This window comes from Microbacterium sp. AB (genome assembly GCF_032878875.1).
In the GTDB taxonomy this organism is placed as follows: domain Bacteria; phylum Actinomycetota; class Actinomycetes; order Actinomycetales; family Microbacteriaceae; genus Microbacterium; species Microbacterium betulae.
Map to the genome: position 1 here is coordinate 3,048,340 of NZ_CP118157.1, position 26,261 is coordinate 3,074,600.

Consider the following 26,261-nt stretch of genomic DNA (forward strand, 5'->3'; position numbering starts at 1 on the left):
GTCCGCCGTATGGTGCGACGGGGAGGCGGATCGATGATGAACGACCAAGACGCTGCTGCTTGCCCCTCCTGACGCGTAGCTGACCACGAGGAGCAACAACACGAGGATGATGCGTGGCACAAGAGCGCGGTTCAGGTGGTGCCGGCTGTCGAGCTGACAGTCACTCAGACCAATGAAGGGTTCCAGTTCGCGCTGCACGGCGATGAGCTGCTCGTCGACGCTGAACAACGCCTGGGAGATCGGGAGCTATTCATCCATGTCGGCATCGGAGAGGTTCAGCAGCGCGACTTCCGGTTGTCGCTGGAAAGCGCGCAGCGTCTTCATTCCACACTCGGGCAGATAGTCCCGGAGATGCATGGAATCGCGAATTACTGATCAATTTCTCCCGAAAGGCGAAATCGATCACGATTGACGCATCGCAGAGCGCCTCACTCCACCCACTCGCAGCAACGAACAAGGGCGGCGACATACCAATTTTCAGATTACCGATGACGGCCGTATCCGAAAGCTCGAAGCACTCGCCAAAGAACGATCCAGGCCCCAACAGGAAAAGCGAACAAGACGAACGTCGGGACGAGAGAAAGTAGCGGATTATCGTCGGCAATCGCCATACCCACGATGAGCAGTGCGACCATGGAAACGGACGGTAAGATGAACCATAGTCTTGTCAGACTCCGTCGCCCCTCTTTAGTGCGCCCCACAAGTGTGATCACAACCGCCGCAAAAGCACTGAGGGCCAACCATACCACCACTAGCTGAGACACGGGAAGCGTTCCGTTCAATACATAGCGAAACCATGCCCACCAGGCGAAAAGTGCGGCAACCAGGCCAGAGAGGCTGGCAAGAACCTCCACTGTAGCGGAATTATTGCCAGCCTCTCGAGTCACGTCTCTCCCTAGAAATTTTTTGATGCCGTGTAGGACTTGTCACACCACGACATCCATCCTACCAGGCAAGGATATGAGGCCTTCGAGAATTTCCAGACCTTCACAAACTTCTGATTTCCCCACTTGTCGTAGTTGTAAGAAGCGTACGATTCATGATTCGGCACGCTATTATGGCGTCCATTCACAGCAACAACACCAGAGCGCCAGATCTGCACGGTCTCGCGATACTTGACACTTCCGACCTTGCAGAACGGGTCTGCGACATCGTGTCGGATATCGAAGTGAGCCACGCCGCTCTTCACCCATGTGTCAAGAACTTTGATACCGTTCGGGCTTGCCTGCTTGGTTGCGACGACCTTGCCGCCGACGACCTTACGCGTGATACCTGTACTTTTCTCCCAATAGAGCTGATACGGTGAAGGATTTCCCCAGTTCGCAGCGACTCGAATCGCTGTCCGATGTGATGGAAATGAGCTAGCTGTTGGCAGCTTATCCCCGCGATTATCTCCCCTGAACGCTTCAGCGCCATCGCAAGCCATGCCCTCGAAGAGGTTAATCGGCACGGTCGCCTGCGGTATATATGTCATGTGAACCCACGTATTGAGGCTCTGAGTAGGCAATGCCGCCGCGGTGGCGTCAATAGCCGTGGATGCGTCGAGTGAATCCGAATCAGATAGAACCACCGCTTGGAACACAACCGATGTGCGATCTGTATTCACGGGCTCCGAATCAGTAAAAGCCTGTTCTGTAATATCCTTCTGACGGGCGGAGGATCGCTGTTCCATTCCCACAGGAACGCTCTCTACGGAGTATTCGTAGACGGCAGAATCAACGACATCGCTGTCAATAAATGAACCTTCAGCGGTCGAACCGATAACCTCACCGTCTCGTGAAACAGTCGCTTCAGATCCGTACAGCTCACCCAATTGAATCTGGACTTCGTCCTCTGTGGTAAGGATTGCCACGAATGGCGTTGCTTCCACCTCATCCGGGAGGTATGCTTGTTCAGCTGTGACCCCGCCCTGGATAACGAGATTTCCGTCGCCATCCAGGCTCTCTTTCTCGGAACCCTGAATACCACTGCGATCCTCGGAATCTGTGCCAGAGGGACGAGACAGCCAGTCAAGAGTCTCTAAGCGACCAGCTTTTCCCGCGTCGTTGACAATGTAGGTCATTGATCGAGCCTCTTCGACTGCAGTTGAAATAACTTCAACGGGAGATCCATTCGGATCGACAACCTCGAAACCCGCGTCCGAGGCAACCACTTCAAAGCCTGAGCCTATTTCGCCTACTTCTGCTGCGATCGCGGTCGAGGTGCCTGCAAGACATGTGAGCACAGTTGCACTCAGAAGTGCGGAGACTCTCAAGACACGGTGCTTACCTGCGTTCTGGCAAACTATTTTCTGCTGCATTTCGTCTTCTATGCCTATCGCTCTTGAGGTGCAAAGGAACCGGATTATCTCAAATCTCTGGTCACGCTATAAGACGTCAAACCAGTCACTGCTGTGATATTCCTATGAGACTGTATCAGCGCAGTAGAAACTCTCGCTGTCCCCCTTTTGGGGGACAGGCCAACTCTGAGCGTTCCCATCCATCGGACTGAATAGGTTCACCCGAGGGAGCAAGAGATGCGGAGCGTCAAGCGCTGGCAGATATTACGGGCTTGGCGCAGGGCTACCCTCCGGCCAGGACGAGTCGCTCTCAGTACTCCATGCCGCACTTTGGGCACCATCACGCACCGGGTGGGGTGTGGAGCAGAGTGATGCAGACGCAGCAACAAGAATCGACGACGTTGGCGAACAGATGAGCTTTGAGTCGATGACCTCTACTGACTCGACAGCAGCTCCACCGGATCAACCTCCAGCTTGGCGGCCATCCGCTCGACAGACCTGAGGGTCTGGTTTCGCTCGCTTCGTTCGACACCACCCATGTAGGTCCGGCGCACGCCGAGGACGTCCGCGAAGGCTTCCTGACCCAGGGAGCGTGCTTCACGGTAGCGACGCACACCGGGGGCGTCCAGCGCATCGGACAGGATCGTGTGCGAGGCGGGCACGGTCGCGCCCTGCACCCCGTAGGCGGTGGAGGCATAGGCGAGGTGCGCCTGCTCGGCGACATACTCGGCCGGTAGGCGCACGGTGCGCTGTCGCTTGCGACCGGTGCCGTTCTCCTTCGCCCACAGAGCCCCGTCGCTCCCGACGCTCTGGATGGTCCAGGTCTACCGGTTCGCCACCTGCACGTCGCTGTCGTTGTGCCGGGCCTGGATCACGTCACCCGCGCCGATGCTCAGGCCGTCGCTGCCCGTGCTCGTGCTCGTGCGACGGTCCTCGACCAGGCCGGCGCGCACCCGCTCGTCGCGGATGCGCTCGTTGAGTTCGCGCGCTTCGTCGTTGGTCGCGGTCGTGACCGAATCTCCCCCGCGCGCACCGCGGGCGATTGCCTCCCGTGCGGCCTCTGTGCTTTCGTGCAACACCACGAGTCCGAGGGCGTGCAGCCGGTCGAACAGCAGCGCGGGATGCTCACCACGACGCATCTGCACCGTGAGGTCCGCGTACTCCGGGTCGGCGAAACGATGCACCGTCGTCATATCGAAGGTGCGTGGCGCGAGCTGCGTGGCTATGTCGAGCACGCCGCCCCGACCGACGGCGGCGAGCTGCGCCCGGTCGACCACGAGCGCGAGGGTTGCGCCGTGCTCGTTCGTGACGGTGAGCAGGGCGAGGGCGGTGTCTTGGTCGAGCATCCCGGCCTCATCGACCGCGATCCGCTCGCCGCGGGCGAGCTGCACGGCATCGGATGGGCCGGTGTAAGTGCTGGCGTTCTCCGGGTCGGTGTCGCCTGGCGCGAGTCGGCTCTACACGCCATCGGCGTTCCAGCGGAAACCGTGCTCGCGAACGATCCGACTCCAGACAGCGGCGCGCATCCGTGCGTCCATTCAGAAGAACGAGGGGGAGATGAGGGGCAATCGAACGGGGTGATTTTGTGAGTACACTTGTGCTCACAAGGCGCGGAGTGTCAGGGAGCGGTGAGGAGCGGGCATGATTCTGGCCGCGATAGTGGTGTGCGAGGTCGCCTTTTGGGTGGCGATTCTCGGAGGACTCGCGGCGAGGTATCTCCTGCGACGTCCCCATCTCGGTGCCGCGCTCTTGATCCTTGCCCCAGTGATCGACCTCGTACTGCTTGCACTGGTCGCTATCGATCTACTCGGCGGGGGAACAGCCTCCTGGCAGCACGGCCTCGCCGCGATCTACATCGGTATCTCCGTCGCGTACGGCAAGCGGATGGTCGCGTGGGCAGACGTTCGCTTCGCCCATCGATTCGCGAGAGGCCCTGCGCCTGAGCGGCTCACGGGAGCTCGCTACACCGCGAAGTGCTGGCGCGACGTGCTCCTCACCGGCCTCGCGGTCGTCATTGCCGCTGCGATCCTCGGGGCGATCATCCTTCTCGTGAACGATGCGGAGCGTACCTCGGCGCTCTCGGGGTACTTCGGCATCCTCGGGATCATCTTCGCGATCGACGTCGTCTGGGCGCTCAGCTACACCTTCTGGCCCAAGCGCCCCGTCGACGCGACGCAGGGCGCCTCGTCCCGCTGAGTGCCATGCCACGGAGAATCGATGAACAGGCACGCACCGCCGAGATCGCGGCGGCGGCGCTCCGCGTCCTCGAACGCGACGGACTCACCGGCTTGTCCGTGCGAGGTGTCGCAGCAGAGGCGGGCATCGCTGCCGCGTCGTTGCGGCGAGCATTCCCTACTCAGCACGCCCTTCGAGAGTACTGCCTCGAACTCATCGAAGAGCGAGCAACCGCCAGGATCACTTCGCTCGACCTCACAGGCCGCGCCCTGGCCGACGCGTTGCTCGCGCAACTGCTGCCGCTGGACGAAGTGCGGCGCTCGGAGTTAGTCGCGCAAGTGCAGCTCGGCGTACGCTCCCTCACCGACAGCAATCTTCGCCCAGCCGCTGTCAGACTCAACACAGCGGTGAGCAGAGCGTGTCGAATCGCGGTCGAGATTCTTGCCTCAGCAGGCCAGCTCGACAGCGGACGCGACCCGGACTACGAAGCGCAGAGGTTGCGAGCGCTACTCGACGGAATCGCAATGCAGGGCCTTTGGAGCGGCGACCCGCAAGGAGCAGGTCGGATGCTCAGCACACTCGCACGCCATCTTGATGAACTCGCTCACGCTGAATCGTAAGTCGTGCTGTGGACAAGGGCACGGGAGGCTCAACCGACGTTCCATCGCGATAACGTCTGCTCGGTCGGTGTCGCCCTCGGTCGTCGCGAAACCCGCTCGCCAGTATGTCCGGAGCGCTGGCACGTTCGCAGCAATGACGTTGAGGTGAACGGCATCGGCCCCAAGCCGCCGCGCCTGTGCGAACGCGAGATCTACGACGTCAGCGGGAAGCCCCTGCCCTCTGAGTGCCGGGCTGACGATCACTCTTCCCAACCGGGCAATAGTTCCGTCGATCGTGAGGTCGAAGTGCCCAACGAGATCGTCGGATACGGTGACGACCGCGTATGGGGTTGAACCCCGGATCGCCACCATGTCCTGCATCTGCTGAACCGTGAGAGGCCATGTCATTCGCGGGCCGGAGAACAGGTATAGGGCTGCCGCATCCGGCACCCATCCCACGATCTTTCTCACGTCCCGCTCATCGCGAGCGCGGATACTCAGTGAACCGCCGATCGGCATGGACCGTACGACGATCAGCCCGTCCCACCCTTTCTCACCGACTGTCTGCAACGCTGTCGCGTCAAGCTCGGGACTCTTGGCGATCACATCCACCACGGCTCGCACGCCCCGCACACGGGGATCATCGCTGTTTACGTCAGCCACAGCCCCGTCCCGCACGACGTTGTCGATGACGATCACAGCACCCGGCCCGGTAAGTTCAAGCGCCGCCGATCTGAGCCAGCAGCCCCAACAGCGCGCCCTGATTGGCAGCGACTTCTGCATTGGGCATCGTCGTGCGCGCACCTGAAACCCGCGCTTCGACGAGCGCGTGATCCTCATCGACCAGCGTTGCGGCGGAGTAGCTGTCGACGGCATGCCAAGCGAGCGTGGACACATAGCGATTCACCGGCACGACCTTGTTCGGGACGTCACCGCTGACTACGCGTATCTGCTAGTCGCTCATGACAACATCCGGGCAGTTCGATTCCCGCCCGCATATTGCGACGGCGCTACCCCGCCCGGCCGCGGCGCCCCGGAGGGAGCAATCCACGAGCCCGAGCCTTCGCGACCCAGCCCTGTGCCGTAGTGAGAGCGACACCGTTGATCTCTGCCATCGTGGCGCTTGGATTCTTGTCGCCCTGCTGAGTGAGCCGGCCATGCTGGAGGGCGACGCGCTGGTAGAAGTCCGGGTCCTGCTTGGCGGTGCCGCCGAGCGGCTTGAGAAGGTCGCGCTCGGCGATCTTCCGCCCGCTGGGCAACACGATCTTGCCGCCGGTGATCGTCTGCTCGCGCTTCATGGCGAACAGGCGCTTGTTGATCGCGGCCTCGATCTGAGCAGTCGGCAGCTCGCGTAGCAGCCGGCTCGTGATCGGGTCGCCCGGGCGCCACGGAAGGTAGACGACGCCGGTGATGCGCACCTCCTCCGGCACCGCGAAGGTCTGGCGCTGCAAGCGGATGAACACCCGCGTGTGACTCTCGGCGTGCTCGATGTAGCACCACCGGCCATCCGTCGTCTCGTTCTGCTCGGCGTCGTCGGGCTCGCGATTGTGAGCAGGAGCCGCATCGCCGGCGATCATGAGCGATCACACAGCGGATTCCGTCGAGCAGGAACGACTGTTCTACACAGAGGCGGAAGCCGCCGCCGCGCTGCGCGTCCATCCCTCCACTCTCGGACGACTGGCGAAAGGGGGCCGCTCCCCCGTCGAGCCCGTCATGACGGGTAGCCGCCGTCTCTATCCGGTCTCGGCGATCGAGGCGCTGGCACACCCGAGGACCAGCAGATGATCGAGAAGCGCGTTCTCAAGGACGGCTCGGTGCGCTGGAAGGCGCGGATCAAGAACGGCGGGGCGGTCGTCGCGCAGCAGACGTTCCGGCTCAAGGGCGATGCCGAGACGTGGGAGCGCGAGCAGATGCGGGCGATCCAGCTCGGGACCTTTCTTCCGCCCCATAAGGCCAAGACTCCGCTGGGCGAGGTTGTCGCCTCGTTCCTCGCGGCGCGCACCTCGCAGGTCTCGGCGCACTCGCACCGCACCGACCGCGACAACCTCTCTGCCCTCCCCGCGAAGCTCAAGGCACGACCGATCGGCTCGGTCAGCGAGGCCGACGTGCTCGGCTTCCTCATCGATCAGCTCAAGATCAAGCAGCGCTTCACCGTCGCCCGGATGCGCACCACGCTCAGCGCCCTGTTCACCTATGCGATGCGCGAGAAGTACGTTGCCGCGCATCCCGTTCGCGGCATTCAGTTACCGCCTGGCGCGAGCCAGAAGCCCGCCGACGAGTGGTTCACGGCGGAAAGCCTCGCTGCGACGCTCGCGGCCCAGCACGCAGCTTCGGCGCACTATGCGACGATCACCGAGTGGGCCTCCCTGACCGGTCTGCGCTGGTCCGAGACGCGGGCGCTGCGAGTAGCCGACCTCCAGGACGTCCCATTCCCGGCGGCCGGGGTGCGGAGGGCACAGTCCGAGGGCTACGACGAGAAGCACCCAAGACGACCAACGGCGAGCGCGCAGTCCCGCTCACAGAGCGGGCACGGCAGCTCGCGCGGGAGGCAGCAGCCGGGAAGCGCCCCGAGGCGTATCTGTTCACGAGCCCCAAGGGGCGGCAACTGCGGATGAACCTCTACCGACGCTTCACCAAGTGGGCAACAACCGCCCCGCACAAGCGCCCGCACATGCTGCGTCACTGCTGCGCGTCACAGTGGCTTCGCGCCGGCATCCCGATCAATCAGGTCGCCGAATGGCTCGGCGACGACCCGCGCACCGTGCGCAAGGTCTACGCCCACGTGCTCGGCGAGCAGCAGACCATCGAGGGCCTGCGCCGCCTCAACAAGCTGGCGTCGGGACCCTCACAGGACCCTCGCGACATTCCTGAGAACGCGAACGATCACAAAAGCGACCGTGAACTTCGGAAGAATATCGGCTCTGACCAGTCGAAAAACGGCGGAGACGGAGGGATTTGAACCCTCGGTCCCCGTGAGGGGACTCCACCTTAGCAGTGCCTTGAGAGCCGCATAGGCCGCGATTTTCTGCGCCCGTGCGCACCGGATGCACGCCGATTCTCGGCGCGTTCGGCAGTGCGGCTCCCCTGTCGCTCCCCTGGGCCGACCGGCATGAATGCCCGGCCACTTCTCCGATGACCAACGCCACCACGCCCCCGAGGGAGCGCCTTTCGCGCCCGGAGCGGGCGAAGCCCGCGGAGGGTCGAAAGGTGCTCCGCACGCGGAGCGAAGCGACGCGCCTTGGTACATCGCGAATAACGTTGCCGCTTCGGACTGGCGGCGGGTTCGGTTCCGGCGTCGGCAGCGGTCGAGCGGGTGGCTGATCGGTCAAGCTCGCGAGCAGGCGGGGCTATCTCGGGATGCTCGGGCGGACGAGTCCGGCGAGTGGGTGCGGCCTCTGCGTCCGGCTCGGTGCCGTTGGCGGGCTGCCGCTGCGGTGACGGTTCATGCCGATGGAACCGGCGAGCATCCGGCGCACTACTCGGGGTTGGAGCGCTGCGCGTCGGTGTGGGCGTGCCCGGTGTGCGCGGGCGTGATTCGCGCGACGAGAGCGGATGAGATTGAGCGGGCGGCGCTGCACGCTCAGGACGCGGGCATGGGCCTCGCGTTCATGACGCTGACGCTGCGCCACAAGTCCGAGGACGGTCTGGCACCGTCGATTGACGTGTTGCTGGGCGCGTGGCGTGCCGTGCAGTCCTGGCGGGCATGGAAGCGGCTGGCCGCGCGACTCGGCTACGTCGGCGCGATCCGCTCAACAGAGGTCACCTACGGGGGCAACGGCTGGCACCCGCACTCGCACTTCCTGGTCGTGTTCGAGCGCCCACTATCGGCGGCGGAACTCGCGTCGTTCGAGGCTGAGGTGCACGCGCTCTGGGTGCGTGCTGTTGAGAAGAAGGGCGGACGGCTCCCGTCACGAGAGCACGGCGTCAAGGTGCAAGCGGTCGATGGTGACGGTGCGGTGCTCGCCAACTACTTGTCGAAGATGCAGGAGCATACCGGCGAGCGTCGGGCGTCGGTTGGTACGGAGATTGCGCGCGGCGATCTGAAGCGGGGTCGCGGCGACAGTCTGGCGCCGTTCGAACTGCTCGACGCCGAGGGACCAGGGACGGAGCAAGCACGAGGGCTGTGGGTCGAGTTCGTGACCGCCACTCGGGGCCGTCGCGCGTTCTCCTGGACGAAGGGGCTGCGTGACCGGCTGCTCCCCGGCGAGGAAGAGAAGACCGACGACGAGCTGATCGAAGAAGCGGAGGCCTTCGAGCTGGTCGCTGTGATCGAAGCTCGCACGTACGACCGCGCGTTCCGGAACAACGCTGATCGGCTAGCGGAAGCGCTCGAAATCGCGGAGTCCGGCGACCTCGACCGGCTCGCCTGGTACGTGACATTCCCGCCCGATCCCTCACCGCCGATGAATCAAAGCGTCAGGTTCTCCGCCTCGTGACGGCCGCGCCTTGGCCAGAATGCGCCTTGCCCTCGATATCGTGGGCACACAGGCCCAGCTATTCATAGGAAGCGCATCAATGGCGAAGAAGAGCGACGTCCCACGTACAGTGCAGTTCTGGCGCCTTGTCGATGCGCGCGACGGCGCACTCGTTGAAGAGGTCAACTGGGATGCCGTGATGCGACACTTGTACGGCCACCGGCACACGTTCGTGATCGATGGTCGCGAGCATGCTGGGACTGTCGTCCCCCTCAAAATCGCCGACGCCTGGGCGGACGCGCTTGCTGTCGATGACGTGCCCGATGGCGTCCCCAGAGAGAACGAAGAACTAACGCATGGCGTCGTTGTGGCTGCCGGGAAAGACTACGTTCCTAATCAAGAGAACGTAGCGTCAGGGTCGCAGAAGCCAATGGGTCTTGACGGCGACAACTGGTCACCCGTGGACAATCTCTTCGTCTGGCATCTCCCCTTCGGGAACATGATCGGTGTGCTCGCAGAGTCCACCTCATCCTCGAAGGCCGCAAAGTACGCAGACTGGCTAACGCGCGCGACTCGGTCGCTCTATGAGAACGACCCCGAGTTCTCCTGGGCCGCGCGTCCGGTAATCGATAAGGCTCGTGCGAACTTGATCAAGAAGGCCAACGGCCTCCGATCATTCGTGTATGCGGGCGAGGTGGGCGGTGCCGTCAACGAAGCAACAGGCGCGAAGGCTGTGTTCATCGGCCCTAATAGGAAGCAGCCGACTGCTCTGCGCATCGAGATCAAGGCGAGTCTCGTGCGAGGCAAGAGCGCGCCGCATGACGATGAGCAAGTGCTCCTCGATTGGTTCAACTCGACGTTTGGCTCTCTGGAGGGGGACGTCAGCAAGGCCCAAGTCGCCCTTCCTGCATCCGACGACACCCCCGCCTCCGAGGTGGATCTCCTGCATCACCGGCTCACGCGCAAGGTGCGCGTACCCCTTGCGCTCGGCACAACACGAGCGTTCACCGCGATGTCGGCGGTCGGAGCTATCGTCGATGCGTTCGACACGGATAGAGCAGAACTGCTCAAGCTCCGGTTCAACACGGATTGAGGTGGCTCATGGTTGATCGCGAGGCACGGCGTCAGCTCGTGGTCGTCCTGAGCCTGGCAGGTGTGTCGATAGTCGCACTTGGAGCGTTGCTCACGTGGGCGCTGATCGATGTACCAGACCGTCAGCTTCAAGAAGGTTTGACGAACGTCTCAACTATCGGCGGAATCGTGAGCGGTCTGTCGCTCAGCGGCACCGCAGTGTTGGCGCTGAGCGGACGCTACACCTCAAGAGTCATCGGAAGGTACGGCAGCGTCATCCGCTTCGTGCTATTCGGGGGTTTCACGATCCTCGTCGCCGCGTCGCTCCTGTGTGCGGTCGCGGTCGTTTGGGTTGATCAGATGTGGACTCGCTTCGTGCTCGGGTTCACGATTCCGTTGATGCTCTTGACGCTGGTGGCGACAGCTCTCCTGATCAACAGCGCATTCGCTTGGAACGAGCCGAGTGAAACGAAGCGGACGTCCGATCCATTCTCGAAGAAAAAGCTCGCTCCACCGGAGGAGAACAAGTAGCACACACAGCGAGGCTCCCCAATCATCATGTGACCGGGGAGCCTCAGCGTTAGACGCTACTTGGGGGTTCTAGTGAGCCGGGACGTGTCAAGTGGGTCATAGCGCCAGTCGTTGATGCGAGTCGCGGTGACAGCTGGACTTGAGTCGAGCGCGGGGTTCAGCAGGCGGGCAATCTCGCGCTGGGTCTTGTACTGGTGCCGAGTGACGAACTCAACCCAAAGGCGCCGAGCTTCCCACGCCTGAGCGAGCGCGATGTTGATCGCGGCTCCGGTCTCATCAGCAGATGCCGACTCGTCTCCCTCTCCGTTCTCAAGCGCGTTGGCAAGCAGACGTAGGTTGCGAGAAGCCTCTCTGAAGTAGGGAGCAAGGGCAGCGAAGCTCTCCGCATCCCTAGCGGGGTAGGTCTTGCCGTCGATGTAGCTCGGTTCCGGTTGCCGTCGTGGACTCATGCGCCCAGGGTAGCACTCGCTCGGATATCGATTCGCTCGAATATCGAGCGAGAGTGGTACTGTGTGTGCATTCCGCTCGAAATACGAGCGAACACGTACAAGGAGACACAGACCATGACAACCACCCAGGCGGCAAGCCTTCCGATCCTGACCAACTCTGATGCATGGCCGTTGACCGCTCTCGGTCTCGGTGAGCCGATGCGGTTCCGCATGAAGGGGGATCGCGGCAGCGCTCAGAGCAACGCGCTGTCACCCGATGGACGCCCCACCCTCGCCTCGGGCTGCATCCCGCAGCTGCTCGACAAGGAGGGACGCCTCCGCCCGCAGAAGGGTCATTCTCTGCACGTCATCAATGCAGTGCCGGATGACGTGATCGAGGCGGGCGAGCAGGTGCGCGCCGATGGTCTGATCTGGGTGCAGCCGTACGAGAGCAACGGGCGGGTGCTGCTGTCGATCACGGTCGAAAGCCTCGTTCCAGTGACGGCTCCCGCGCCGAAGAAGTCGGAGGCGTGACGTGAACACGCAAAGGATCGAGCGCAACGTTACTGGCGCTGTCGCGGTGTTCGCGGTGTTCGCGCTCACGCTGCTGGTGGCTGCGGCGTGGGTGGTCGCTGAGGCTCCTGCGGCGACGGCTGCCGACACAACGGAGTACACCGAGGAGTATGTGCCTGGCCGCACCGATCCGGTGTACGTCTACGCGGAGGAAGACAAAGAGACGGTGACGGTATCGCAGGCGGTGCGCCCTCGTGCGGGCACGTCTGATGGTTCTGCCGTCGTCTACCTCCCGCCGCTGGGCGATTCCGTCACGATTTCGGATGTCACTGATGGCGGCGTGGGCACGACCCTGTGCAGGCTCGACACTGCCGGGAAGCTCTCGGGGCTGAACGACGGCGCGTGTTCGTGGGTTCAAGCGTCCAGCACGTCCGGCGCGCATGTTCGTGTGGACGGTCTGGCGTCTGGCTCGCACACATTCTTGGTCTCGACGCGCACGTCGCCCTCGACCTACAACGTGCAGCGTGTGACGTTCGAGATTCCGGGGGTGTCACGATGAAGCTGCATCGCATTGTGCCCCTGGCAGTGGTCGGCTTGATGGTCGCCGTGCTGCTCGGGCTGGCCGTGACGGGTGTTGCGCCGTCGCATCCGCTGTACGGCCTCGTGTCGGTCGTTCGCGGCCTGGTGGTCGTCCTGCTCGTGCTGCTGCTCGCCGTCGTTGTGGTGGCGGTGTTCGTTCCGGCGTTTCGTGGCTGGCTGCTCGCTCGGTTCGGTCGCGGTGGCGGCCCGAAGTTGAGCAAGGAAGATCGCGCCGCGCTGTCGGCGGACGAGAAGCGCGCACTGCGTTCGATTGAGCGTGTGAAGGCGTGGGCGGAGGACGTGGGCCTCTCGGTCGAGAAGTCGAACCGGAAGGGCGACACGATCACCTATCTGCCGGCGGTCGTGGGGCGTTCCCTGCTCGCTACGGGGCCGGCTGTTGATCTGGTGCTCCCTCGTGGCCGGGTGCCTTCGGACGCGAACGCCGAGCGAATCGGCGCGGCGACGGGTACGGATGTCTCGGTGGAGAAGATCGGCCCTGCCGTCGTGCGTGTTGGGATCATCACGCGCTCGCCTCTTGACGGCATGCGCCGCGTCGCTACGGCGTCGCCTGCGCCTGCTGCGGCGGTGAATCCGGACGACTGGACGGATGACGACGAGACGGAGGCCGTCTGATGCTCGATGACTTCGAGGGCGACGACATCCCGTGGGCGGCTATCGACGGGTGCGAGTGGATCGACCCGAACGCGACTCTTCCGGAGGCATTCTGATGACTGGTGCGGGTGAGTTCTTGGAACAGGGCGACGGTTGGACGTTCGCGAACATCAAGGTAACCGCTGAGGGCCTGGTGTCGGTGCATGCTGAGACCCCTCTGCGCCGATTGGCCGATCTGGGCATTGAGGTTGACGACGACGGGCTTCTGACCGTGGAAGAGGCACCGGACGGTGTGTTGGTGCTTCGGATGATGATCCCGTTGCCTTCGACTGATCCTCTTGGAAGCGAATCATGAGCCGCCCGGGGACGTTCGGCGTCGACGAGAGCGGTCGCGATGTCGTGTGGGATCACTTCGCCGCGATGCACTCAGTGATTCAGGGAGCAACGCGCTCGGGCAAGTCAGTTCTGGCGTATGCGGTTCTGGCCGATGCCGCTCGTGACCCTCGCATCCGGGTCGTGGGCGTAGACCCGTCCGGGTTGCTCCTGGCTCCGCATCGACGGGGCGACGATGACGCGCTGATCCACCTCGGAACGGCTGACCCGGAGGCGGCCTGCCAGGTGGTCGAGCGCTTGGTCCGGATGATGGACAAGCGCATCCGCATTCTGCTTGAACGCGGGTTGGACTCGGTGCCGAAGTATGTTCATCGTCGCGCGTTTCCTCTGTTCTTAATCGTGTTCGAGGAACTGCCCGCGATCCTGTCGTGGCTCGACGGTGAGGATCAGGGGCGTAAGCCTGGCGAGAAGTTCGCGCCGCGTATGCGTCTGGCGATGGGGCGGCTGCTCAGGGAGTCCGCGAAAGCCGGGATGCGCGTATCGCCGGTCCTCATCCAGCGGGCCGAGGTCGCGAACCTCCCAGAGCGTGCGCAGTACGCCCGTCGCGTGTCAATGAGAGTTGACAACAGGGCGAGCGTCGAACTGCTCATGGAGCTGGCGACTCCCGAGGACGTCGACCGGATCATGGGTCTGCGTCTGGGCCAGGGTGTGATCCATGAGGCGGGCGAGCCGCTGCGCTACTTCCGCGCTGACTATCTCGAGTACGCCGACTATCGCGCTGCGGTGCTGGCTGCTCGTGCGGGCGATCCCAGGCGGGAGGTGGTCAGCGATGGGGCGGCGTGAGCGGTTGCAGCGGCTGGATGACGAGATAGCGGCGTTCGAGAAGCGGGCAATCGGCCTGGCCATGACGGGGCGGTGGACGGCTGAGCATGACACGCAGTTGGGCGCCCTCTACGCCGAGCGTCGGGGTCTGCACGACGAGAAGGGAAGCGACGATGAGTAAGACGATGGATACGCCGCTCTGGTACACCGAGGCCGAGCTCGCGGAGCTCATGCGTGTGCACCCGTCCACGATCTCGCGGAAGGTGAGGGCAGGAACGTTCCCGATCACTCCGCTCGTGGTCGGCGCGCGACGGGTCTACGCCGTTGCGGATGTGCACCGGCTCGCGGGGCTGAGCATTGAGCATTGAGCGTCGAGAGACAGCCTCCGGCGTTCGCTGGCGGGTTCGGCTTCATGCGGGTGGCCGGGTCGTGGCCGATAAGACGTTCACGACCCGGCGTGCCGCTGAGGCATTCGAACGCCAGCAGAAGGAGGCGTTGCATGGTGGCGGCTTCGTCTCGCCTCAGCAGCAGCGAACACCGGTGTCTGAGGTCGTTACTGCCTTCCTCGACGCTCGATCCGGTCAGGTCGCTCCGCACACACTTCGCACGGATCGGGACAACCTGGCGGCACTGCCTGGCAAGTTCCTTGCGCGCCCTATCGGCTCGGTGACCGAAGCGGACGTGTTGGCGCTGCTCACCGATCTGCTCGGCTCTCGCGCTCATTCGACGGTTGCGCGGATTCGCACCACGCTCTCGGCATTGTGGTCGTGGGCGGTGCGGGAGAGGTTCACGCCGACGAATGCGGTTCGTGGTGTGCGGATGCCTTCTGGTGCCGTGCAGGCTCATGAAGGTGCGCCGCTGACGCCCTTGATCCTCGCTGCGGTTCTCGATGCGCAGCGGAGTCGTTCGCCGCATGGTGCGCTCATCACCGAGTGGCTGAGCCTCACAGGCCTGCGCTGGTCTGAGTTGCGGGCGCTGCGCGTCGGTGATCTGCAAGACGTGCCGTTTCCTGCCGTGCGTGTGCTCCGGGCAGCCAGCGACGGCTATGCGGAGAAGTCGCCCAAGACTGCCAGGGGTCGCCGTACTGTGCCGCTCGTGTCTCGTGCTCACGAGATTGCGAAGGCGTGGGCGGCGGGTAAGGGGCCAGGGGATTACCTCGCGTCGAGCGCCACCGGCCTGCAACTGAGGGGCACCTACTTTCGCCGTGCGGTCGCGTGGACAACGACGTCCCCCGATCACACCATTCACGATCTGCGGCACTACGCAGCATCGACATGGCTGCGCCAGGGCATCCCGATCAACCAGGTTGCGGCCTGGCTCGGGGATGACCCGCGCACCGTTCTGCGCGTGTACGCACACGTTCTCGGGGAAGCTCAGGACATGGAGGCTCTGCGCCGCCTGAACGCTTCACTCCCCTCTCACTCCCCTGATACCGCGCCGGAAACCGAGTCAGGGGAAGGAGGGAAGGTCGGAAGAACCCGGAAAATGGGTTCTGACCAGGGAAAAACTGGCGGAGACGGAGGGATTTGAACCCTCGGTCCCCGTGAGGGGACTCCACCTTAGCAGGGTGGTGCACTAGGCCTGACTATGCGACGTCTCCAAGCTCCTGCACGCAGGCGCTTCCTCCGATGATAACGGGTCGCGCGCGGTCCGACGAATCCCGAGGCGCCGGGCACGTCGCGTGCGGCACAGGCCACTCGAACGGGTCAGCCGGCGCCGTTCGAGCAGGTCACCTGGTCCGCGTTCGTGCCATGGATGTTCGAGCCGAGCTCGCCACTCGTGTCGGTCTCGGTCGGGGTCGGCGTCTCGGTGGCCGACTCGTCGACGGGAGCCTCCGTATCCTCCGGCGCCGGGGTCTCCTCGCCCTCGGCGAGGATCGCGCCGTCGCCCGTGTCGCCGGTCAGCTCGAGCGGGACGTTCTGCTCGAGCGCGGCCCACAGCGCCTCGGCCGAGGCGTAGTCCGGCGCGACGCGGTTCGAGTCGTACGGGTCGTCCACGACGGGATACTGCACGAACGTGAACTCCTCGAGCGGCACGTCGGAGGCGGCCATCGCCATCTGCACCAGGGTGACGGGGTTCGTCAGGCTCGACGTCGGGTCGACGTTCTCGAGCGTCGTGCGCGCGAGCGTGAGCAGAGTGCCGGGGTTCGTGAGCACCTCTTCGCTCGTCAGCTTGCGCGCGAGGGAGGACATGTAGACCTGCTGGTTGCTGATGCGATTGAGGTCGCTGCCGCCAACCCCGTAGCGCGTGCGCAGGAACTGCAGCGCGTCGACTCCGACGAGGGTGTGCTCCCCCGGGTCGAGCGCCAGGCCCGTGTGGTCGTCGTAGATGCCGTCGCCGCCGACGCACACGTCGACGCCGCCGATGGCGTTCGTGATCTCGATCACGCCACCCCAGGTGATCGTCGCGCCGTAGTCGATCGTCTGACCGCTGAGCTCCTCGACGGTCTTCACGATGCAGCCCAGGTCTCCTCGGTAGTACGCCTGGTTGAGCTGGCTGTACGACGACGCCGACGTGACGTTGCCCTCCGGATCGGTGCACTCGGGAGCCGACGACATGAGGTCGCGCGGAAAGCTCACCACCGTGACACGACGCGGCTCGGGCGAGATGTGCACGAGCATGTTGACGTCGTTGAGCACCCCCACGCGGGAGTCCTCCTGGACATCCGACCCCTCGGGGCACCGCCCTCCGAAGTACTGCCGGTACTCCTCCTCGCACGCGTCGAGGCCCGCGAAGAGGATGTTCACGCCCTCGTTGTCGAGCGCGCCGATGTCGGGCGGAGCGGCCTCCTGCCCTTCGAGCACGACGGCGTCCGCCGAGAACGTCGATCCGAAGTCGTACGCCGCGTACGCCGTCACGCCGAGCGCGCTCACGAGGACGACGGAGACCGCGACGCCGAGCACACGCAGGAGCTGGCGGACGGGGCCGGGGGACGACAGCCGGCCGTGCCGGGCGATCGTGCGGCGCGCGGCGCGCTTCGGGGTGTCGCTCAACTCGGGTCCTCTCGGGCCGGGACTTCTTCAGACCGCCTCCTGAGGATGCGACGCACGCGCCCCATCCGCGGAGGGTGTGGGATTCGAACCCACGGGGCATTTCTGCCCACCGGTTTTCAAGACCGGATCCTTCGGCCGCTCGGACAACCCTCCGTGCCCGCGGCTGCCCGCGGACTGGCGACGAGTCTAGTCGACCGATCCACCCGCTATTGTCCGCACGGAGCCTGGACGAGCCCTGTCAGCGCCTGCCTCAGACGATCGTCGACGTCGCGACCCCGAGCTTCGAGAGCGCCGCCGCGACGCCCCCTCCCTCGACCGAGAGCGTGAGCTGCGTCGCGTACTGCTGGACCTCCAGCGGAGCCTGGCCCATCACGACGGCCTCACCGCCGCCCTCTCGCGCCCACTCCAGCATCTGCACGTCGTTCCGCCCGTCGCCCATGACGACGATGCGCGCAGGATCGAGCTCCAGCCAGGCGCGCACCTTCTCGAGCGCCGTCGCCTTGTTGACGCCCTGAGGGGCGATGTCGAGCCACGCCGACCATCCGACCGCGTAGGTGACCTGCTGCAGCCCCATCCGCTCGACGAAGGCGTTGAACTCGTCGCCGTCGTGCTCGGGCGAGACGACCACGACGCGGGTGACCTGGATGCCGAGCATCTCGTCGAAGGCGACGTGCCGGGCGCCGGGACGGTTGAGGTCCCAGTCGTCCATGTAGTGCGTGAAGAGCCGCGTGCCGTCGGCGAGCTCGACCATGTAGCTCGCGCCGGGGAGATGCTCGCGGACGAAGCTCAGGACCTCCGTGGCGTCGAAGGTCTCGGTCGTGTGGCGGGCGTAGCCGCTCGGCTCGTCCTCGTCGCGCGACATGATCGTCGCGCCGTTCGCGCACACGACGTACGGAGGCAGGAGCCCCAGCCGGCTCAGGACGGGATGCGTGGACTCCCAGCTCCGGCCCGTCGAGAGCGTCACGATGTGCCCGCGGGCGACGGCCTCGGAGACGGCCTCTTCGACGCCGGGGCTGAACGAGTTGTCCTCGAGCAGCACGGTGCCGTCGATGTCGAGCGCGATGAGCAGGCGTTCGGCCTCGGAGACGGGGAGCGTCACGCGATCGGCTCCAGCGTCTCGAGCCCGCCGAGATACGGCCGCAGGGCCTCGGGGACGACGACCGACCCGTCCGCGCGCTGGTGCGTCTCGAGGAGCGCGACGATCCACCGGGTCGTCGCGAGCGTGCCGTTGAGCGTCGCGACGGGCTGCGTCCTCCCGTCGTCCGGACGGTGACGGATATCGAGACGGCGCGCCTGGTAGGTGGTGCAGTTCGACGTCGACGTCAGCTCCCGGTACGCGTTCTGCGTCGGCACCCACGCCTCGGTGTCGTACTTGCGCGCGGCACTCGATCCGAGATCGCCCGCGGCGACGTCGATCACGCGGTACGCGAGCCCGAGCGACTGCAGCATTTGCTCCTCGATCGCGAGGAGGCGCTCGTGCTCGGCCTCCGCGTCCTCCGGCGCGGTGTACACGAACATCTCGAGCTTGTTGAACTGGTGCACGCGGATGATGCCGCGGGTGTCCTTGCCGTGCGACCCGGCCTCGCGGCGGTAGCAGGTCGACCATCCGGCGTAGCGCAGCGGGCCGTCCTTCAGGTCGACGATCTCGTCCTTGTGGTAGCCGGCGAGCGCGACCTCGCTCGTGCCGACGAGGTAGAGGTCGTCCTCCTCGAGCCGGTAGATCTCGTCGGCGTGCGCGCCGAGGAAGCCCGTCCCGGCCATGATGTCGGGGCGCACGAGCGTCGGCGTGATCATGGGCGTGAAGCCGTGCTCGAGCGCCGTGTTCAGGGCGTAGTTCATGAGCGCGAGCTCGAGGCGGGCGCCGACGCCCTTGAGGAAGTAGAACCGCGCGCCCGAGACCTTCGCGCCGCGCTCCATGTCGATCGCGCCGAGCCTCTCGCCGAGCGCGAGGTGGTCGAGCGGCCCGTCCGGGAACGACGCCGGGTCGAACGTCGGCACCTCGCCCACGCGACGCAGCTCGACGAAGTCGTCCTCGCCGCCTGCGGGCACGCCGTCGATCACGACGTTCTGGATGGCGTCGATCGCGGTGCGGTAGGCCGCCTCGGCGTCGTTCGCGGCCTGCTGTGCGGCCTTGACGCGCTCGGAGAGCTCCTTGACCTGCGCGACGAGGGCGGGCTTGTCCTCCTTGGGCGCCTTCGCCACCGTCTTGCCGAACGCGTTCTGCTCGGCGCGCAGCTCCTCGAAGGCGGTGATCGCCGCGCGACGGGCCGCGTCGGCGGCGACCGCGTCGTCGACCGTGTCGGGCGAGTTGCCGCGCGCGACCTGAGAACGCCTGATGAGCTCGGGGTCTTCGCGGAGGAGTACGGGGTCGATCACCCTACGAGTCTAGGCGTGTCGCGGCGAGCCCCCTCCGAGGCCGCCGCAGAGGAACGACCCGGGAGCGCGACCGCAGCCATAGAGTGTGAGGATGACCGCGTCCGTCGCTCCGGAGAAGCGGGCCGCGCTCGTCTACAACCCGGCGAAGGTCGCGGATGCGGCGGCGCTGCGCACCTCGGTGACGGTCCGATCCGGCGAGGCCGGATGGAGCGCCCCGCTCCTGATCGAGACCTCGATCGCGGATCCCGGCCAGGCCGCGACGCGGCGAGCGCTCGACGAGGGCGTCTCGGTCGTGCTCGTCGCCGGCGGAGACGGCACCGTGCGCGCCGTCTCCGAGGCGATGAACGGCACGGGCGTCGCGCTCGCGATCGTGCCGAGCGGGACGGGCAACCTGCTCGCACGCAATCTGCGCATCCCCCTCGCGAACCCGGACGAGATGGTGCGAGCCGCGTTCCACGGCGACACCGTCGCCACCGACATCGGGATCGCCAGGTTCCGCCGCGCGAACGGGGACGTCGAGAAGCACGCCTTCGTCGTGATGGCGGGAATGGGCCTCGACGCCGCGATGATCGCCAACACCAACGCACGGCTCAAACGGCAGGTCGGATGGGTCGCCTACGTCGACGGCGCCGCGCGCTCCCTCCCGGGGGCCCGGCCGTTCCGGATCGTCTACCAGCTCGACGCCGGCCGGCTGCACTCCGCGACCGTGCAGAGCGTGCTCTTCGCGAACTGCGGGGCGCTGCCGGCCGGCATCGACCTGATCCCCGACGCCTCCCTCACCGACGGGCTCCTGGATGTGGCCGTGATCCAGCCGTCGGGCCCGTTCGGGTGGCTGGGCGTCTTCCGCAAGGTGTGGTGGGACAACTCCGTGCTGCGCCGCTCGCGTCTCGGCCGACGCGTGATCGAGCGCCGGAAGGACACGTCGGTGCGCTTCCTGCGGGGCGAGGCGATCGAGACGGCCTCGCCGGAACCGCAGCCCATCGAGCTCGACGGCGACGAGTTCGGGACCGCGACCCGGCTCTACTGCCGCATCGAGAAGGGCGGTCTCCTGCTGTCGGTCCCGAAGGGCCATCCCGCCGCACAGCTCTGAACGCCCCGCCGCGCGGCCTACTGCAGGGCGGAGGTCAGCCTCGCGAGGTTGTCGAGCACCTGCGTCCGGAACGGCCGGCGCACCCACTCCTCGAGATCCAGCCGCTTGCTCCGCGCCCGGTAGTCGTCCTCGACCCGGCGAAGCTGCTGCACGAACTCCTCGCCGCGCACAAGCAGCGACACCTCGAAGTTCAGGCCGAAGGAGCGCAGGTCCATGTTGCTCGATCCGATGACCGCGACCTCGTCGTCGACCGACAGCGTCTTCGTGTGCAGGATGTAGGGCTCGGGGAAGAGGTAGATCTTCACGCCGGCCTCGAGCAGCATCTCGTAGTAGCTGCGCTGGGCGTGGAAGACCATCGCCTGGTCGCTGATCTCGGAGACGAACAGCTCCACCCGCACGCCGCGAGAGACCGCCGCGCTGACCGCGAGCATGAGCGCCTCGTCGGGGACGAAGTACGGGCTGATCATGATGATCCGCCGTTGCGCGGCGTACATCAGCCCGAGGAACAGGCGCAGGTTGTTCTCGACCTCGAAGCCGGGACCGGACGGCACGACCTGGCAGTCGAGATCCCCCGAGCCCGGCCCCATGTCCATCAGGTCGACGCCGCTCGGCGTCTGGGCGGTCTCGCTGTAGTAGTCGCTGAGGAAGACGGCGTCCACGCTGGAGACGACGGGGCCGTCCAGGCGCACCATGAGGTCGACCCACTGGAGGCCGCGCTTGATGTTCTTCTTGAGGTTGTAGCTCGCGTCGGTGACGTTCTGCGAGCCGAGATACGCGACCTCGCCGTCGACGACGAGCAGCTTGCGGTGGTTGCGCAGGTCCGGCCGCTGCCAGCGCCAGCTGAGCGGGCGGAGCGGAAGCAGATAGTGCCAGTCGGCGCCCATGCGCGTGAGTCGATCGCGCGTCCTGCGGTGGAACGGCTTGACGAGGTTCGCCCAGTGGTCCATGAGCACGCGGACCTCGACTCCGCGAGCGCACGCGTCCTCCATCGCCACGAAGAAGCTCTCCGTGGAGGCGTCGGACTTCAGGATGTAGAACTCGACGTGGACGTAGCGATGCGCCCCGCGGATCGCCTCGGCCATCTCCTCGATGCTCTCCTGGTATCCCGTGATGAGGCGCACGCCGTTGTCGCCGGAGATCGGCAGTGCCCCGAGCTCGCGGTTCATCCGGACGAGCGAGGCGAACCACGCCGGCTCGTTCGGGCGCAGCGTGCCGCGCTCGAGACGCTCGTTCGCCTCGCGCAGCACCTCGTTGATCTCGGACTGGATCCGGCGGCGCTTGCGCGGCAGGCGCGGGTTGCCGATGAGGAGGAACAGCAGCAGACCGGGGATCGGCATGAGGAAGATCGCGAGCAGCCACGCCATCGCCGACGTCGGCTTGCGATTGCGCGGGATGGTGATGAGCGCGACGACGCGGATGATCGTGTCGACGACCGTGTACGCGCCGAGCCAGAATCCCGAGTTGAGCAGCCAGTCCACGCGGTCCCTCTCGTCGTTCCCCACAGCCTAGCGAAATGCGCGGGGCGACCGTCCGGGGCGCGGCGCGATCGGCTGCCGGCTCACGCCCGCTGGCGTACGCCCCGCGTCAGTGCGAGACCGAGGGCGAGCATGGCGACCGCGAGCCCGAGGTGCAGCCAGTTGTCCGCTCCATTGAGCGGCACGAAGTTCGCCGCGTGGTCGTGCGGGACGACGAGCCCGTAGACCCAGAGCACCGCGTAGATGATCCCGCCGACGACGAGGTAGCCGCGCGCCCCCGACACGGAGCCCGCGAGCGCGAGGCCCGCGATCCCGAACAGGAGGTGCACGATGTTGTGCAGGATCGACACCTGGAAGATGCCCAGGAGCATGGCCCCCGACGTGTGGCTCGCGAACTCGATCGCGCCGATGTCGCTCGTGAGCCCCGGGATGAATCCCGCGATCCCCACGAGGAGGAACACGACGCCGAACAGGATCGACACCTTCTGCACCGCCGATGCGCCGTAGCCGGTCCGTCTCTCTGCTGTGCTGCTCATTTCCCTTCCCCTTCCCCTCTTCCCTGCTCTCAGGCTTCCCCTCTTCCCTGCTCTCAGGCTTCCCCTCTGCCTGCTCTCAGGAAAGGGCATGCTCCCCGATCGCGGCAGGGGCTTGACAGGGCGGGGGCTCGTCAGAGTCCGCGCATCGTGAACGCTCCCGTCATCGTCCGGCGGAACGGCGCGGAGGAGAGGATGCGCACGGCCAGGTTCCTCCCGCGGAGGGCCGCTCCCGACAGGGGCGCGCCCATCGCCATGTTGAAGCGTGCGCGGCGCATCGCGCGGACGGCGACGCGCCTGCGCGCCTGCGCGTAGGCCGCCCACGGGTCCGCGACGTCGGGATCGGTCCCCGCGACCGCCGCCGCGAACGCCCGCGCATCGAGCCAGCCGAGGTTCATGCCCTGCCCGCCGATCGGGCTGACCTCGTGGGCGGCGTCGCCGACGAGCGCGATGCGGCCCCGCGCGAAGGTCCCCGCGATCCGCTGGCGCGCCGCGAACGAGCTGGGCTCCCCGAGGGACGCGGGGTCGAGATCCGTCCCCGCCCGCTCCCGCACGAGGGCGGCGAAGCCCTCCCGGTCGACGGAGACGCGGCTGTCCGTCCGCACGACCCATCGCCGCCGCGCGCCCGGCAACGGGAAGGACTCGACGACCCCCTCGGGCTCGAGATGGAGCAGCGCCGTGGCGGGGCTCCCCGTCTCGTCGTCGGCGTCCGCCATGACGAAGCCCACGTCGTCGTCGAACCGCTCCCACTCGATGCCCGCCTGCCCGCGCACGAGGCTCCTCGTGCCGTCCGCCCCCACGAGCGTCCGCGCGACCATCCGCTCCCCCTCGGTCGCGATCTCCACGCCGTCCGCGACGGCCCGGATCCCGACGACCGCCGCGCCGCGCCGCAACGCCGTCGGGGCGAGAGCGCTCAGGCGCGCCTCGAGAAGGGCCTCCGTGCGGTTCTGAGCGAGCGAGAGGACGGGACGGGCGAACGCGAGCGCCCCGATCCACCGCCCCCGGCAGAGCGCCGTCCCGCCGCGGATCGGCACCGCCTCCTCGACGATCTCGTCGCCGACGCCCGCCGCGGCGAGGGCGGCCAGGCCCGGCGGATGGATCCCCACGGCTCGGGTGCGCGCCGACGGCGTCGCGTCGCGCTCGAGCACGACGACGTCCGTCCCGCGCCGAGCCAGCAGGCAGCCGAGGAGCAGGCCGACGGGGCCGGCGCCCACGATGACGACGTCGTGCCGAGCGGTCATCCCCCGAGCACCGCCTCGACGCGCGCGGGCCATCCGCGGCGCACCCGCCATCCGTCCGGCACGATCGCCGAGAGCTCCGCCGCCGTGCGGCTGCGCCGGATCGAGGCGAGCCCGTCCTCGCGGATGAACGTGTCGCGCAGCAGGAAGGGCTGGAACGGCAGGGTGCCGACGGCGAAGGCCGCGTGGGCGGCCCGGGAGCGCGCGATGTCGCGATGGACGGCGACCCCGCCCGGGCGCAGGAGCCGCGCGGACTCGTCGAGGAGCTGCACCGCCTCTCCGTCGGAGAGATGGTGCAGCACGTGGTTCGACACGACGACGTCGAACCGCTCGCCCGTTGCGAGGACGGCCGCCGTGTCCATCTGCCGGATGCGGAGGCCTCTCGCTCGGGCCCCCCGGGACGCGAAGGCGAAGGCCCGCGGGTCGGGGTCGACGGCGAGCGCGTCGACGCGGCCGGCGGATCCACGCGCCCATCGGAGCACCGCACGCGGGAAGTCGCCGCCGCCCGTGCCGATGTCGAGCAGGCGTACGTCTCCCGAGCGGAGACGCGGCGCGATCCACCGCCGGTAGGTGGCGCGGGGCGCGGCGACGACGGCGTTGACGAGGCCGAAACGGGCGTAGGTGCGCGCGAGCCGGACGGGATCGCAGCCCGGGTCGTCCATCCGCTCGACCGCGTCGGCGTCGCGCACGGCGAACGCCCGCGGCATCACGTCCCCCGGATGGTGAGCAGCGCCGACTCCACCGTGATGCCCGGTCCGAACGCCATCGCGATGACGCGGTCCCCCGACGCCGCGGCCGGCGAGTCGAGGATGTGCCGGAGCACGAACAGCACGGTCGCGCTCGACATGTTGCCGAAGTCGCGCAGCGTCGCGCGGGCGGGCAGCAGCTGAGCCTCGCTGAGCTCGAGCGCCGTCTCCACCTTGTCGAGGATGCTGCGCCCGCCGGGATGGACGGCCCAGTGCGGGACGACCGCGCCCGCCGTGCGCTCGTCGAGGGCACGTGCGAGCTCCGGGTCCGGGGCGAGGAGCGGCCGGACGGCGTCGGTCACGTGCCGGCCGAGGATGGCGGGGACGGCATTCGACAGCACCATCTCGAAGCCGTGGTCTCCGATGCGCCAGGCCATGTCGTCCTCGCCGTCGGGCGCGACGCGCGAGGCGAAGCGGTCGAGCTCGAAGCCCGGCTCGTCGGCGCCGACGGGCCGCGCGCTCACGAGCGCCGCGCCCCCGCCGTCCGCGAAGAGGGAGGTCGCGATGATCGTGTCGGGGTCGTTCGACGTGCGCAGGTGCAGCGTGCACAGCTCGACGCTGATGACAAGGACGACGGCCTCGGGGTCGGCCCGGCAGAGCTGCTCGGCGAGCCGCAGCGCGGGGAGGGACGCGTAGCACCCCATGAACCCGAGGTGGAAGCGCTGCACGCCCGCGGGGAGGCCGAGATCCCGTGCGACGACGAAGTCGGGGCCGGGCGCGTAGAACCCCGTGCACGACACCGTGATGACATGGGTGACGTCCGCGGCGGCGAACTCCTCCTGCCGCGCGAGCGCGGCCCGGCCGAGCTCGACGTAGAGACGGCCGGCCTCCTCCGCGTAGATCTCGTTGCGCACCTTGGTGCCGGGGGACTTGAGCTCCCCGGTCTGCGGATCGTAGAAGACGCGCTCGTCGCCGGAGTCGCTCGATCGGTCTCCGAGCTCGGTCAGCACGGTGTGACGGCGCTCGATGCCCGAGACGCCGAAGGACGTCCGGACGAGCCGCTGCCCGAGTCGGGTGAGCCCCTCCTGTGCGGCGAAGACGTCGCGGACCTCGTCCTGATGGAGCACGGTCGGCGGCACGATGGTCGCGAGTCCCGTCAGTGTGACTGTCATGGCGAGACCGTACCGGCGTCCGGCCGTCTCGGGACAGGGGCTTGCGTCGCGGCGCTTCCTGCGGATCAGTCCTCGCGCGGGGGCAGGCCGCGCTTGGCGCGCTCCTCGTCCTCGATGGCCGCGTAGGTGCGGCGCTCCGTGCGGTCGAAGCGCAGGATGTTCCGCAGGATGATCCAGAACACCGTCGCGACCACCACGGTCGGTGCGAGGTCCCAGAGCACCGCCAGCCAGTAATTGTCCACGTGTCCATCCTACGAGGCGCACTCGGGAGGGCTCCCCGAGACGAAACGCTCTGTGCACAGCCCCCGCTCGACGGCGTGTGCGCCGCCCGGTTATCCCCAG

33 protein-coding genes and 2 tRNA genes are annotated in these 26,261 nt (G+C 66.6%); 16 read left to right on the top strand and 19 right to left on the bottom strand.

All coding sequences use genetic code 11. The features are described 5' to 3' along the window. Window positions 1-138 precede the first annotated feature (138 nt). A complete protein-coding gene (locus tag N8K70_RS14390; protein ID WP_317139039.1) occupies window positions 139-375 on the top strand; it encodes a hypothetical protein in 237 nt (78 codons plus the stop codon). A 520-nt stretch (window positions 376-895) separates the two neighbouring features. Here the strand turns inward: N8K70_RS14390 and N8K70_RS14395 are convergent. The 3 genes from N8K70_RS14395 to N8K70_RS14405 form a co-directional block, all read right to left on the bottom strand. Further along, window positions 896-2,299: a hypothetical protein gene (locus N8K70_RS14395; RefSeq protein WP_317139040.1), complete on the bottom strand. Its 1,404-nt coding sequence runs from the start codon at window positions 2,297-2,299 to the stop codon at window positions 896-898. A gap of 413 nt (window positions 2,300-2,712) precedes the next feature. Continuing rightward, a complete protein-coding gene (locus N8K70_RS14400) occupies window positions 2,713-3,021 on the bottom strand; it encodes a helix-turn-helix transcriptional regulator (protein WP_317139041.1) in 309 nt (102 codons plus the stop codon). Between the two features lie 81 nt (window positions 3,022-3,102). Further along, on the bottom strand, window positions 3,103-3,669 hold the full coding sequence (locus tag N8K70_RS14405; RefSeq protein WP_317139042.1) for an AAA family ATPase: 567 nt from the start codon (window positions 3,667-3,669) through the stop codon (window positions 3,103-3,105). A gap of 250 nt (window positions 3,670-3,919) precedes the next feature. Between N8K70_RS14405 and N8K70_RS14410 the strand changes: the two genes are divergently transcribed. Both N8K70_RS14410 and N8K70_RS14415 read left to right on the top strand, forming a co-directional pair. Continuing rightward, complete coding sequence (locus tag N8K70_RS14410; RefSeq protein WP_317139043.1) at window positions 3,920-4,474, top strand: hypothetical protein; 555 nt, start codon at window positions 3,920-3,922, stop codon at window positions 4,472-4,474. Window positions 4,475-4,479: 5 nt separating this feature from the next. After that, window positions 4,480-5,073 carry a TetR family transcriptional regulator C-terminal domain-containing protein gene (locus N8K70_RS14415; RefSeq protein ID WP_317139044.1) on the top strand — a complete coding sequence of 198 codons (594 nt, stop codon included), beginning with the start codon at window positions 4,480-4,482 and terminating at the stop codon, window positions 5,071-5,073. On the opposite strand, the gene N8K70_RS14420 is transcribed toward N8K70_RS14415, so the two are convergent. The 3 genes from N8K70_RS14420 to N8K70_RS14430 form a co-directional block, all read right to left on the bottom strand. Beyond that, complete coding sequence (locus N8K70_RS14420; protein WP_317139045.1) at window positions 4,960-5,751, bottom strand: GNAT family N-acetyltransferase; 792 nt, start codon at window positions 5,749-5,751, stop codon at window positions 4,960-4,962. The two genes, N8K70_RS14415 and N8K70_RS14420, sit on opposite strands and share 114 nt — an antisense overlap. A gap of 19 nt (window positions 5,752-5,770) precedes the next feature. Then, entirely contained in the window at window positions 5,771-5,947 is a 177-nt protein-coding gene (locus tag N8K70_RS14425) for a hypothetical protein (protein WP_317139046.1), read from the bottom strand. Between the two features lie 115 nt (window positions 5,948-6,062). Continuing rightward, window positions 6,063-6,629, bottom strand: coding sequence for a hypothetical protein (locus N8K70_RS14430; protein ID WP_317139047.1), 567 nt, complete (start codon window positions 6,627-6,629; stop codon window positions 6,063-6,065). Here N8K70_RS14430 and N8K70_RS17150 point away from each other — a divergent pair. Beyond that, a complete protein-coding gene (locus N8K70_RS17150; RefSeq protein WP_394357783.1) occupies window positions 6,628-6,837 on the top strand; it encodes a helix-turn-helix domain-containing protein in 210 nt (69 codons plus the stop codon). The two genes, N8K70_RS14430 and N8K70_RS17150, sit on opposite strands and share 2 nt — an antisense overlap. Here N8K70_RS17150 and N8K70_RS14435 read toward each other — a convergent pair. Continuing rightward, window positions 6,786-7,277 (bottom strand): hypothetical protein, encoded by a 492-nt coding sequence (locus N8K70_RS14435; protein ID WP_317139048.1) that lies wholly within the window; start codon window positions 7,275-7,277, stop codon window positions 6,786-6,788. The genes N8K70_RS17150 and N8K70_RS14435 overlap by 52 nt on opposite strands. Before the next feature lie 131 nt (window positions 7,278-7,408). Here N8K70_RS14435 and N8K70_RS14440 point away from each other — a divergent pair, with 131 nt between their 5' ends. The 4 genes from N8K70_RS14440 (at window position 7,409) to N8K70_RS14455 (ending at window position 11,069) form a co-directional block, all read left to right on the top strand. Beyond that, on the top strand, window positions 7,409-8,011 hold the full coding sequence (locus N8K70_RS14440) for a tyrosine-type recombinase/integrase (RefSeq protein ID WP_317139049.1): 603 nt from the start codon (window positions 7,409-7,411) through the stop codon (window positions 8,009-8,011). 475 nt (window positions 8,012-8,486) lie between these two features. After that, complete coding sequence (locus N8K70_RS14445; protein WP_317139050.1) at window positions 8,487-9,488, top strand: protein rep; 1,002 nt, start codon at window positions 8,487-8,489, stop codon at window positions 9,486-9,488. Window positions 9,489-9,567: 79 nt separating this feature from the next. Next, the gene (locus tag N8K70_RS14450; protein WP_317139051.1) at window positions 9,568-10,560 is read left to right on the top strand and encodes a hypothetical protein; all 993 of its coding nucleotides are present in this window, start codon (window positions 9,568-9,570) and stop codon (window positions 10,558-10,560) included. Between the two features lie 8 nt (window positions 10,561-10,568). Next, window positions 10,569-11,069, top strand: coding sequence for a hypothetical protein (locus tag N8K70_RS14455; protein WP_317139052.1), 501 nt, complete (start codon window positions 10,569-10,571; stop codon window positions 11,067-11,069). A 56-nt stretch (window positions 11,070-11,125) separates the two neighbouring features. Here the strand turns inward: N8K70_RS14455 and N8K70_RS14460 are convergent, their stop codons facing one another. Further along, entirely contained in the window at window positions 11,126-11,518 is a 393-nt protein-coding gene (locus tag N8K70_RS14460) for a hypothetical protein (protein WP_317139053.1), read from the bottom strand. A gap of 114 nt (window positions 11,519-11,632) precedes the next feature. On the opposite strand from N8K70_RS14460, the gene N8K70_RS14465 reads away from it, so the two are divergent. From N8K70_RS14465 to N8K70_RS14495, 7 genes are all read left to right on the top strand, one after another. After that, window positions 11,633-12,031 (top strand): hypothetical protein, encoded by a 399-nt coding sequence (locus N8K70_RS14465; protein WP_317139054.1) that lies wholly within the window; start codon window positions 11,633-11,635, stop codon window positions 12,029-12,031. Between the two features lies 1 nt (window position 12,032). Then, complete coding sequence (locus tag N8K70_RS14470; protein ID WP_317139055.1) at window positions 12,033-12,569, top strand: hypothetical protein; 537 nt, start codon at window positions 12,033-12,035, stop codon at window positions 12,567-12,569. Then, window positions 12,566-13,222 carry a hypothetical protein gene (locus tag N8K70_RS14475; protein ID WP_317139056.1) on the top strand — a complete coding sequence of 219 codons (657 nt, stop codon included), beginning with the start codon at window positions 12,566-12,568 and terminating at the stop codon, window positions 13,220-13,222. The genes N8K70_RS14470 and N8K70_RS14475 overlap by 4 nt, the downstream gene beginning before the upstream one ends. 94 nt (window positions 13,223-13,316) lie before the next feature. Next, window positions 13,317-13,556, top strand: coding sequence for a hypothetical protein (locus N8K70_RS14480; protein WP_317139057.1), 240 nt, complete (start codon window positions 13,317-13,319; stop codon window positions 13,554-13,556). Continuing rightward, window positions 13,553-14,377, top strand: a complete 825-nt coding sequence (locus N8K70_RS14485) for an FtsK/SpoIIIE domain-containing protein (RefSeq protein ID WP_317139058.1) — start codon at window positions 13,553-13,555, stop codon at window positions 14,375-14,377. Before N8K70_RS14480 ends, N8K70_RS14485 begins: the two co-directional genes overlap by 4 nt. Before the next feature lie 152 nt (window positions 14,378-14,529). Next, on the top strand, window positions 14,530-14,724 hold the full coding sequence (locus tag N8K70_RS14490) for a helix-turn-helix transcriptional regulator (protein ID WP_317139059.1): 195 nt from the start codon (window positions 14,530-14,532) through the stop codon (window positions 14,722-14,724). A 61-nt stretch (window positions 14,725-14,785) separates the two neighbouring features. After that, window positions 14,786-15,886, top strand: coding sequence for a tyrosine-type recombinase/integrase (locus tag N8K70_RS14495; RefSeq protein ID WP_317139060.1), 1,101 nt, complete (start codon window positions 14,786-14,788; stop codon window positions 15,884-15,886). Here N8K70_RS14495 and N8K70_RS14500 read toward each other — a convergent pair. The 5 genes from N8K70_RS14500 to serS form a co-directional block, all read right to left on the bottom strand. After that, window positions 15,865-15,956, bottom strand: a tRNA-Ser gene (locus N8K70_RS14500). The genes N8K70_RS14495 and N8K70_RS14500 overlap by 22 nt on opposite strands. A gap of 106 nt (window positions 15,957-16,062) precedes the next feature. Beyond that, window positions 16,063-17,349, bottom strand: a complete 1,287-nt coding sequence (locus tag N8K70_RS14505) for an LCP family protein (protein ID WP_317139061.1) — start codon at window positions 17,347-17,349, stop codon at window positions 16,063-16,065. Window positions 17,350-17,417: 68 nt separating this feature from the next. Next, window positions 17,418-17,502 (bottom strand) — tRNA-Ser (locus N8K70_RS14510). Window positions 17,503-17,599: 97 nt separating this feature from the next. Beyond that, window positions 17,600-18,448, bottom strand: a complete 849-nt coding sequence (locus N8K70_RS14515; protein ID WP_317139062.1) for an HAD family hydrolase — start codon at window positions 18,446-18,448, stop codon at window positions 17,600-17,602. Next, a complete protein-coding gene (gene serS / locus N8K70_RS14520) occupies window positions 18,445-19,725 on the bottom strand; it encodes a serine--tRNA ligase (protein WP_317139063.1) in 1,281 nt (426 codons plus the stop codon). The genes N8K70_RS14515 and serS overlap by 4 nt, the downstream gene beginning before the upstream one ends. 91 nt (window positions 19,726-19,816) lie before the next feature. Here serS and N8K70_RS14525 point away from each other — a divergent pair, with 91 nt between their 5' ends. Beyond that, entirely contained in the window at window positions 19,817-20,815 is a 999-nt protein-coding gene (locus tag N8K70_RS14525; RefSeq protein ID WP_317139064.1) for a diacylglycerol/lipid kinase family protein, read from the top strand. Between the two features lie 17 nt (window positions 20,816-20,832). On the opposite strand, the gene cls is transcribed toward N8K70_RS14525, so the two are convergent. The 6 genes from cls to N8K70_RS14555 form a co-directional block, all read right to left on the bottom strand. Then, window positions 20,833-22,293: a cardiolipin synthase gene (gene cls / locus N8K70_RS14530; protein ID WP_317139065.1), complete on the bottom strand. Its 1,461-nt coding sequence runs from the start codon at window positions 22,291-22,293 to the stop codon at window positions 20,833-20,835. 80 nt (window positions 22,294-22,373) lie between these two features. Next, window positions 22,374-22,826, bottom strand: coding sequence for a DUF4383 domain-containing protein (locus tag N8K70_RS14535; RefSeq protein ID WP_317139066.1), 453 nt, complete (start codon window positions 22,824-22,826; stop codon window positions 22,374-22,376). A 131-nt stretch (window positions 22,827-22,957) separates the two neighbouring features. After that, window positions 22,958-24,064 carry an FAD-dependent oxidoreductase gene (locus N8K70_RS14540; protein WP_317139067.1) on the bottom strand — a complete coding sequence of 369 codons (1,107 nt, stop codon included), beginning with the start codon at window positions 24,062-24,064 and terminating at the stop codon, window positions 22,958-22,960. After that, a complete protein-coding gene (locus N8K70_RS14545; protein WP_317139068.1) occupies window positions 24,061-24,768 on the bottom strand; it encodes a methyltransferase domain-containing protein in 708 nt (235 codons plus the stop codon). The genes N8K70_RS14540 and N8K70_RS14545 overlap by 4 nt, the downstream gene beginning before the upstream one ends. Then, a complete protein-coding gene (locus N8K70_RS14550) occupies window positions 24,768-25,919 on the bottom strand; it encodes a type III polyketide synthase (protein ID WP_317139069.1) in 1,152 nt (383 codons plus the stop codon). Before N8K70_RS14550 ends, N8K70_RS14545 begins: the two co-directional genes overlap by 1 nt. Before the next feature lie 65 nt (window positions 25,920-25,984). Further along, window positions 25,985-26,161: a hypothetical protein gene (locus N8K70_RS14555; protein ID WP_317139070.1), complete on the bottom strand. Its 177-nt coding sequence runs from the start codon at window positions 26,159-26,161 to the stop codon at window positions 25,985-25,987. Window positions 26,162-26,261: the final 100 nt, after the last annotated feature.

What these genes read in the sequence shown, in the direction of transcription:
- N8K70_RS17150 (WP_394357783.1), top strand. Translation starts at nt 6,628, where the DNA reads ATGAGCGATCACACAGCGGATTCCGTCGAGCAGGAACGACTGTTCTAC.
- N8K70_RS14480 (WP_317139057.1), top strand. Translation starts at nt 13,317, where the DNA reads ATGACTGGTGCGGGTGAGTTCTTGGAACAGGGCGACGGTTGGACGTTC.
- N8K70_RS14540 (WP_317139067.1), bottom strand. Translation starts at nt 24,064, where the DNA reads ATGACCGCTCGGCACGACGTCGTCATCGTGGGCGCCGGCCCCGTCGGC.
- N8K70_RS14455 (WP_317139052.1), top strand. Translation starts at nt 10,569, where the DNA reads ATGGTTGATCGCGAGGCACGGCGTCAGCTCGTGGTCGTCCTGAGCCTG.
- N8K70_RS14450 (WP_317139051.1), top strand. Translation starts at nt 9,568, where the DNA reads ATGGCGAAGAAGAGCGACGTCCCACGTACAGTGCAGTTCTGGCGCCTT.
- N8K70_RS14435 (WP_317139048.1), bottom strand. Translation starts at nt 7,277, where the DNA reads ATGCGCGGCAACGTACTTCTCGCGCATCGCATAGGTGAACAGGGCGCT.
- N8K70_RS14490 (WP_317139059.1), top strand. Translation starts at nt 14,530, where the DNA reads ATGAGTAAGACGATGGATACGCCGCTCTGGTACACCGAGGCCGAGCTC.
- N8K70_RS14465 (WP_317139054.1), top strand. Translation starts at nt 11,633, where the DNA reads ATGACAACCACCCAGGCGGCAAGCCTTCCGATCCTGACCAACTCTGAT.
- N8K70_RS14525 (WP_317139064.1), top strand. Translation starts at nt 19,817, where the DNA reads ATGACCGCGTCCGTCGCTCCGGAGAAGCGGGCCGCGCTCGTCTACAAC.
- N8K70_RS14485 (WP_317139058.1), top strand. Translation starts at nt 13,553, where the DNA reads ATGAGCCGCCCGGGGACGTTCGGCGTCGACGAGAGCGGTCGCGATGTC.
- N8K70_RS14395 (WP_317139040.1), bottom strand. Translation starts at nt 2,299, where the DNA reads ATGCAGCAGAAAATAGTTTGCCAGAACGCAGGTAAGCACCGTGTCTTG.
- N8K70_RS14430 (WP_317139047.1), bottom strand. Translation starts at nt 6,629, where the DNA reads ATGATCGCCGGCGATGCGGCTCCTGCTCACAATCGCGAGCCCGACGAC.
- N8K70_RS14545 (WP_317139068.1), bottom strand. Translation starts at nt 24,768, where the DNA reads ATGCCGCGGGCGTTCGCCGTGCGCGACGCCGACGCGGTCGAGCGGATG.
- N8K70_RS14410 (WP_317139043.1), top strand. Translation starts at nt 3,920, where the DNA reads ATGATTCTGGCCGCGATAGTGGTGTGCGAGGTCGCCTTTTGGGTGGCG.
- N8K70_RS14475 (WP_317139056.1), top strand. Translation starts at nt 12,566, where the DNA reads ATGAAGCTGCATCGCATTGTGCCCCTGGCAGTGGTCGGCTTGATGGTC.
- N8K70_RS14550 (WP_317139069.1), bottom strand. Translation starts at nt 25,919, where the DNA reads ATGACAGTCACACTGACGGGACTCGCGACCATCGTGCCGCCGACCGTG.
- N8K70_RS14460 (WP_317139053.1), bottom strand. Translation starts at nt 11,518, where the DNA reads ATGAGTCCACGACGGCAACCGGAACCGAGCTACATCGACGGCAAGACC.
- N8K70_RS14415 (WP_317139044.1), top strand. Translation starts at nt 4,480, where the DNA reads ATGCCACGGAGAATCGATGAACAGGCACGCACCGCCGAGATCGCGGCG.
- N8K70_RS14535 (WP_317139066.1), bottom strand. Translation starts at nt 22,826, where the DNA reads ATGAGCAGCACAGCAGAGAGACGGACCGGCTACGGCGCATCGGCGGTG.